This is a genomic window from Amycolatopsis sp. NPDC003861 (assembly GCF_053605405.1).
The window spans coordinates 24,668-31,508 of the sequence record NZ_JBSGJD010000096.1; the positions used below are offsets into that span (position 1 = coordinate 24,668).

At 70.2% G+C, this 6,841-nt stretch carries 8 protein-coding genes; 6 read left to right on the forward strand and 2 right to left on the reverse strand.

Features of this window, described 5'->3' with window-relative positions; all coding sequences use genetic code 11:
- The first annotated feature begins 28 nt into the window (after window positions 1-28).
- Both glmU and ACWEVN_RS23700 read left to right on the forward strand, forming a co-directional pair.
- Window positions 29-1,501, forward strand: coding sequence for a bifunctional UDP-N-acetylglucosamine diphosphorylase/glucosamine-1-phosphate N-acetyltransferase GlmU (gene glmU / locus ACWEVN_RS23695; RefSeq protein WP_452052712.1), 1,473 nt, complete (start codon window positions 29-31; stop codon window positions 1,499-1,501).
- Entirely contained in the window at window positions 1,498-2,478 is a 981-nt protein-coding gene (locus tag ACWEVN_RS23700; protein WP_449687114.1) for a ribose-phosphate diphosphokinase, read from the forward strand. The genes glmU and ACWEVN_RS23700 overlap by 4 nt, the downstream gene beginning before the upstream one ends.
- Window positions 2,479-2,542: 64 nt before the next feature.
- Here ACWEVN_RS23700 and ACWEVN_RS23705 read toward each other — a convergent pair whose 3' ends face one another.
- Together ACWEVN_RS23705 and ACWEVN_RS23710 are read right to left on the reverse strand one after the other, a co-directional pair.
- Window positions 2,543-3,184, reverse strand: a complete 642-nt coding sequence (locus ACWEVN_RS23705) for an NAD(P)-dependent oxidoreductase (protein ID WP_452052713.1) — start codon at window positions 3,182-3,184, stop codon at window positions 2,543-2,545.
- 100 nt (window positions 3,185-3,284) lie between these two features.
- Window positions 3,285-4,379 (reverse strand): hypothetical protein, encoded by a 1,095-nt coding sequence (locus ACWEVN_RS23710; protein ID WP_452052714.1) that lies wholly within the window; start codon window positions 4,377-4,379, stop codon window positions 3,285-3,287.
- Window positions 4,380-4,733: 354 nt separating this feature from the next.
- Between ACWEVN_RS23710 and ACWEVN_RS23715 the strand changes: the two genes are divergently transcribed.
- The 4 genes from ACWEVN_RS23715 to ACWEVN_RS23730 all read left to right on the forward strand — a co-directional run bounded on the left by ACWEVN_RS23715 (window position 4,734) and on the right by ACWEVN_RS23730 (window position 6,807).
- Window positions 4,734-5,333, forward strand: coding sequence for a 50S ribosomal protein L25/general stress protein Ctc (locus ACWEVN_RS23715; RefSeq protein WP_449687117.1), 600 nt, complete (start codon window positions 4,734-4,736; stop codon window positions 5,331-5,333).
- Window positions 5,334-5,342: 9 nt separating this feature from the next.
- The gene (gene pth, locus ACWEVN_RS23720) at window positions 5,343-5,936 is read left to right on the forward strand and encodes an aminoacyl-tRNA hydrolase (protein WP_449687118.1); all 594 of its coding nucleotides are present in this window, start codon (window positions 5,343-5,345) and stop codon (window positions 5,934-5,936) included.
- Window positions 5,937-5,957: 21 nt separating this feature from the next.
- Window positions 5,958-6,278 carry a DivIVA domain-containing protein gene (locus ACWEVN_RS23725; RefSeq protein ID WP_449687119.1) on the forward strand — a complete coding sequence of 107 codons (321 nt, stop codon included), beginning with the start codon at window positions 5,958-5,960 and terminating at the stop codon, window positions 6,276-6,278.
- Window positions 6,279-6,450: 172 nt separating this feature from the next.
- The gene (locus ACWEVN_RS23730; RefSeq protein ID WP_449687120.1) at window positions 6,451-6,807 is read left to right on the forward strand and encodes a DivIVA domain-containing protein; all 357 of its coding nucleotides are present in this window, start codon (window positions 6,451-6,453) and stop codon (window positions 6,805-6,807) included.
- Window positions 6,808-6,841 lie beyond the last annotated feature (34 nt).

The window sequence follows — 6,841 nt, forward strand, 5'->3', positions numbered from 1 at the left end:
CGACTTTTGGTAACCGTTGGGAGCGCCGTTGACCGGCCCGCTGAGCACGTTGATCCTCGCCGCGGGTGAGGGCACCCGCATGCGTTCCTCGACGCCGAAGGTGCTGCACCCGATCGCCGGGCGGCCCCTCGTCGAGCACGCCGTCCGGGCCGCCGCCGGCCTGAACCCCGAACACCTCGTGGTGGTCATCGGGCACGGCCGCGAAGCGGTCGGCGAACGGCTGAGCGCGGTCGGCGAAGCCCTCGGCCGCCCGGTCGGCACCGCGGTGCAGGCCGAGCAGAAGGGCACCGGTCACGCCGTGTCCTGCGCGCTCGCCACCCTCCCCGCCGACGTCACCGGCACGGTGATCGTCAGCTACGGCGACGTCCCGCTGCTCGACACCGCCACCCTCGGCGCCCTGCTCGACGAGCACACCGAGGCGAAGAACGCCGTCACCGTGCTCACCTCCGTGGTCGCCGACCCGACCGGCTACGGCCGGATCGTGCGCGACAGCGCGGGCAAGGTCACCGGGATCGTCGAGCACAAGGACGCCACCCCGGAGCAGGCCGAGATCACCGAGATCAACTCGGGCGTCTACGCCTTCGACGCCGCCGTGCTGCGCGACGGCCTCTCGCGCCTCTCGACCGACAACGCCCAGGGCGAGCTCTACCTCACCGACGTCCTCGGCATCGCGAACGGCGACGGCCTGCACGTCGGCGCGCTGGTCGTCGACGACCCGTGGCTGACCGAAGGCGTCAACGACCGGGTGCAGCTGTCGGTGCTCGGCGCCGAGCTCAACCGCCGGATCGTGCAGCGCTGGCAGCGCGAGGGCGTCACCATCACCGACCCGGCCACGACCTGGATCGACGCCGGCGTGACCCTGGCCCGTGACGTCGTCATCGAGCCCGGCGTGCAGCTCAAGGGCACGACCTCGGTCGGCGAGGGCAGCACGGTCGGCCCAGACAGCACGCTGACCGACGTGCGGATCGGGGCCGGCGCGAGCGTCGTGCGGGTCCACGGCTCGGACTCCGAACTCGGCGACGGCGTCAACGTCGGCCCGTTCACCTACCTGCGCCCGGGCACGAAGCTGGGCGTCAAGGCGAAGCTCGGCGCGTTCGTCGAGACGAAGGCGGCCGACATCGGCGCCGGGACGAAGGTGCCCCACCTGACCTACGTGGGTGACGCCACGATCGGTGAGCACAGCAACATCGGCTGCTCCAGCGTGTTCGTGAACTACGACGGCGTGAACAAGCACCGGACCGTTATCGGGTCGTATGTCCGGTTGGGCGCGGACAACACCTTCGTCGCCCCGGTGCACATCGGTGACGGCGCTTACAGTGGTGCGGGTGCCGTGATCCGCGAAGACGTCCCGCCAGGCACACTCGCGGTGTCGGCGCCGCCGCAGCGCAACATCGAAGGCTGGGCGATCCGGCGCCGGCCGGGTACGCCCGCGGCGGAGGCGGCCCAGGCCGCCCTCGACGCCGATTCAGCAGCAGGAACCGACGGGGAGTCGCCAGCATGAGTCCGAAGCAAGGGACGCCGAAGAAGAACCTGATGCTCTTCTCCGGACGCGCGCACCAGGAGCTCGCCGAAGAGGTGGCCCAGCACCTCAACGTCACGATCACCCCGCAGACGGCGCACACGTTCGCCAACGGGGAGCTGTTCGTCCGGTTCGAGGAGTCCGTCCGCGGGACCGACGCCTTCGTCATCCAGGCGCACACCACGCCCATCAACGAGTTCGTAATGGAACAGCTGATCATGGTGGACGCGCTCAAGCGGGCGAGCGCGAAGCGGATCACCGTGGTGATGCCGTTCTACCCGTACGCGCGCCAGGACAAGAAGCACAAGGGCCGCGAGCCGATCTCGGCGCGGCTGATCGCGGACCTGTTCAAGACCGCGGGCGCCGACCGGATCATGACGGTCGACCTGCACACCGCGCAGATCCAGGGCTTCTTCGACGGCCCGGTCGACCACTTGATGGCGCAGACCGTGCTGGCCGACCACATCAAGGCCACCTACGGCGACGCGGACATCACGGTCGTCTCCCCGGACTCGGGCCGTGTCCGGCTGGCCGAGAAGTGGGCGCAGCAGCTGGGTGACCGCCCGATCGCGTTCATCCACAAGACGCGCGACCCGGACAAGCCCAACCAGGCCGTGGCCAACCGCGTGGTCGGCAAGGTCGAGGGCAAGCTCTGCGTGCTGATCGACGACATGATCGACACGGGCGGCACGATCGTGAAGGCGACCGAGGCCCTGATCGAAGAGGGCGCGGCGGACGTCGTCATCGCGACGACCCACGGCATCCTCTCCGACCCGGCCACCCAGCGGCTGTCGTCGTGCAAGGCGCGTGAGGTCATCGTGACGAACTCGCTGCCGATCCCCGAGGAGAAGCGGTTCCCCGGGCTGACCGTGCTGTCGATCGCCCCGATGCTGGCCGAGGCGATCCAGCAGGTCTTCGAAGACGGCTCGGTGACGTCCCTCTTCGACGGCAACGCCTGACCCTGTCGTGAGTGGTAAGGCGGGTTAGAACCCGCCTTACCACTCACGAGAGCCGCGGCAGACTTCAGTAGGCGACGGTGAAGCGCGCGCGGCGGTGTTTCGGCTGCTCGATCTCGTCGACGTAGGCGATCGCGAAGTCGTCGCCGCCGATGTGCGACTTGCCGTTCTCGTCGGTCACCAGGACGTCGCCGCCGATCCGGTACTCGCCGCGGCGCTCGCCCGGCGTCCACGCACCGAACTCGGCCGCGGGGCTGACGTAGAACCAGTCGAGGCTCTCCGGCTGCTCGCGCAGCAGGCCGAGGACCTCGGCGTGGCTGCCCGCCTCGTCCTTGTACTCGGCCGGGAACTCCGGGGTGTCGAACAGCCGCGGGCCGCCCTCGGCCACGTGCAGGCTGGCCGCGCCGCCGACGAACGACAGCCGGACGTCGTTCTCGCTCGCGATCCGGGCCAGCGCCGGGACCGCCTCGATCAGCTTCTTGCCGTCGAGCTCGCGGGCCGGGGTGGCGACCACGAACACGTCCGCGTCCTTCGCCAAGCTCGCCACGAACTCCTCGTCGTGCAGCGAACCCTGGTGTTCGTCGACGCCCTCGGGCACCGAGCCGGCGTGCCGCGCGACGCCGGCCACCTCGTGGCCGCGACGCAGCGCCTCGGCGCCGATCCTGCCCCCGGCGTACCCCGTCGCCCCGAAAATGACCAGCTTGGCCATGGCTGTTTCTCCGTTTCCTCTCGGCTGTTCGCAGCCGATGCTAGGAACGGAAGATCACCTACTTCAACGGAAGCAACACACCTGGGGGTAGGTGTCCAGGTCAGCCGCCGAGGCCCGCGAACTCCGTGGCCACCCGCTGTTTCACGGCGTTGACGTCGAGGCCCGCGCGGACCTCCGCGGTCGCGTTCGGCTTCGACAGCACCTGGTAGCTGGCCGTTCGGTTGGGCAGCTTGAACTTCACCGCACACGACAGCTGGATCGTCTTGTACGGCTCCGCGTCCCCGGCCGCCGTGCACGTCTGCGCCCCGAGCGACTCGGCGCTGACTTCGACCGACAGGGTGATGTGCACGACGCTCTTCTCCCCGGACGCCGGCGTGCCGACGACGCTGTTGGAGACGTCGACCGTCGTCGTGCAGGAGCCGACGAAGTCCTTGCAGTCGAGCTTGTCGTTGGTGACGACGGCGCTGGCCTGCACCAGCCCTTCGAACGGCTGCCCCAGCCCGCCGACGGCGGCGTCGAGGTCGGTGTGGAACGCCTTGACCGCGTCCCCGGTGAGCGCGGTGACGCCGAACTCGGCGCCGTACTTCGGGCCGTTCTGCGGGTCGAGCAGCGTCGGGGCGAAGCTGACGACCCGGTTCGGCTTGGCCGTCGTGACGCGCAGGACGCTCGGCGCGGCGCCGAGCTGGTAGACCTCGGTGCCGTCGGGCAGCTCGGCCTTGACCGGCTCGCCCATCCGGTCGAGCCCGGCCAGCGCCTTGCGCAGCCCTTCGGCCAGCGCCGGCGGCGCGAACCGGGCCGCCGGGTCGAAGGGCAGCTCGGAGCCGAGCGAACGCACCCAGTTCGTGCCGAACTGCGTGCCCTCGTCGATCGCGTGCGCCTTCCAGTAGTCGGCGTCGGCCTGCAGGTAGAACTGGCTCGCGGCGGCCGTCACCTGGACGAACCGGCCTTCCAGCGGCAGCGCGCCGACGGCGTAGCCGCCGCGGGTGATCCGGAACTGCTGCTCGGCGCCCTTCACCGTGGCCTTCAGCGCGAGCGCGGGCGCCTGGCCCAGCGCGGTCAGGGCCGCGTCGACCGCCGTGCGCTGCTCCGCGCGCCGGTCGGCCGTCGCCTGGTCGGCCGCGGAGACACCGGCGGTGCCGGCCACGGCCACCTGGCAGCCCGCCAGCAGCCCACCCAGCAGCAGCACCGCCGCCACCTCGCTCCACCGAGCGCGCATTTCCCGCCCCCTGCTCTCCCGCTACCCGAGCACACCTCGGCCGGCGTCGTCCCGCCACCGGATTTGTGTCGTCACGTACCGGGGTTCCAGGAGGGTTCTAGCCTGGGCCGGGCACCCGCCGCAACCCACCGTGATGAGGTTGGTTTACACTCTTGAGGTTGTCTCGGCGAGGCGGGGCCCTTCTGGGGTGCCCGGCGTGATCGACGCGGCGGCTCGAGTAGCCCCCGTCGTCGTGCACGCCCGGAAACTCGCCGCCGAAACTTCCTTGAACAGAACACACATCGGCTTCCCCCGCCGCAGCATGCTGTCTTTGATTTGAAGGAGTGCAACACCGTGTCCGAGGTACGTCTGTCCGTCGAGCCGCGCACCGAGTTCGGCAAGGGCGCCGCGCGCCGCACGCGTCGCGCCGGCAAGATCCCCGCCGTCCTCTACGGCCACGGGTCGGACCCGCGGCACTTCGCGCTGCCGGCGATCGAGTTCGCCCGCGTCGTGCGTGAGAACGGCTCGAACGCCGTCATCACCCTGGACCTGGAGGGCTCCAGCGAGCTGGCCCTGACCAAGACCATCGTGGTGCACCCGCTGAAGAACTACATCGAGCACGTCGACCTGCTGGTCGTCAAGCGCGGCGAGAAGGTCACCGTCGACGTCCCCGTCGTCGTGACCGGCACCCCCGGCCCGGGCGGCCTGGTCAACCAGGACGTCGACACCCTGCAGGTCGAGGTCGAGGCGCTGCACATCCCGGAGCAGGTCGAGGTCTCGATCGAGGGCCTCGAGGTCGGCACCCAGATCCTGGCCGGCCAGATCCAGCTGCCCCAGGGCGCGACCCTGGTCACCGACCCGGAGTCGCTGGTCGTGGCCGTCAACGAGCCGCAGCGTGAAGAGGCCGACGACGAGGCCGAAGCTGGCGAAGAGTCGGCCGAAGCCGCCGAATAGCATCACCGTATGACCGAAGACATGCCCGGGGCCGGCGAGCTGATCCTGCTCGCCGGCCTCGGCAATCCCGGACCCCAGTACGCCGGGAACCGGCACAACGTCGGGTTCATGGTGCTGGACGAGCTCGCCGCCCGCGTCGGCGGCAAGTTCAAGGCGCACAAGACCGGCGGCGAGGTGCTGGAAGGCCGCCTGGCCGGGCGCCGCGTGGTGCTGGTGAAGCCGCGCTCGTACATGAACCTCTCCGGCGGGCCGGTGGTCGGCGCGGCGCGGTTCTACAAGGTCGAGCCGTCCGGCGTCGTCGTGGTGCACGACGAGCTCGACGTCGACTTCGGCGCGTTGAAGCTGAAGCTGGGTGGCGGCGACAACGGCCACAACGGCCTCCGCTCGATCACGAAGTCACTGGGCACCCGCGACTACTACCGGGTGCGGTTCGGCATCGGCCGCCCGCCCGGCCGCCAGGACCCGGCGGACTTCGTGCTGAAGGACTTTTCGACGGTCGAGCGCAAGGAACTCCCGCTGGAGGTGGACCGGTGCGCGGACGCGACCGAGGCGCTGATCAGCACCGGTCTCGCGGCCGCGCAGAACACCTTCCACGCGGGCTGACATGGGTGGCAAGGTGAAGCCATGACCCCCGACGAAGTCCGGGCGATCGCTTTCGGCAAACCCCGCTTCGGCCGGCGCGGCTACAACGAGGACGAGGTGGACGCGTTCCTCGACCTCATCGCCGAGGCCCTGGCCGGGCGCAACATCCTCACACCGGACGACATCCACTACGTCGAGTTCACGATCATGCCGGTCGGCATGCGCAGCTACGACCAGGCCCAGGTCGACCTGTTCTTGGACGAGGCCGAGGCGGCGCTGGTCGAGCTGCGCAACCCGAAGCCGGCGGTGGTCGAGGAGCCGGAGCGCCCGCAAGGCACGCGGAAGTGGTTCGGCCGCAGCTGACCCTCGTGTGAGGGGCGCCACACAGCGTTGGGTAGCGCGAACTCACCCGAAGGCGGGCGCGCGGCTGCCCGTGGGGGTGAGGTTCGGGTCCGCCCCTTCCGGGGAGCTTGTCCACCGGTTAGGACGGTGTACGGGAGTTTCGCACCCGCCGACCCCGGAATCGGAGAGTTCCATGTCGTTCAGCGCCGAAGACCTCGCCGAGGTCACCTTCGGTAACGCCCCGATCGGCCGCCGTGGTTACGCGAAGCACGAGGTCGATGCGTTCGTCCGGCGGATCGCCAATACCCTCGCCGACGAGGACGACCTGACCGCCGCCGAAGTGCACCACGTGATGTTCGCGAAGCCGCTGATCGGCAAGCGCGGCTACGACGAGCGCGAAGTCGACGAGTTCCTCGACGCCGTCGAGGATCAGCTCGCCTCCCGCACCGGCCAGGCCCCGGACCTCCCGGGCGCCCGCACGGCGCCGGAAGCCACCGCCGAGCGGGCCACCCCGCCGACGTTGCGGGCGGTGCGGGTCCAGCAACGCTGACCCTCGCCACAAGCGCCCCAATGTGGCGTTGGGT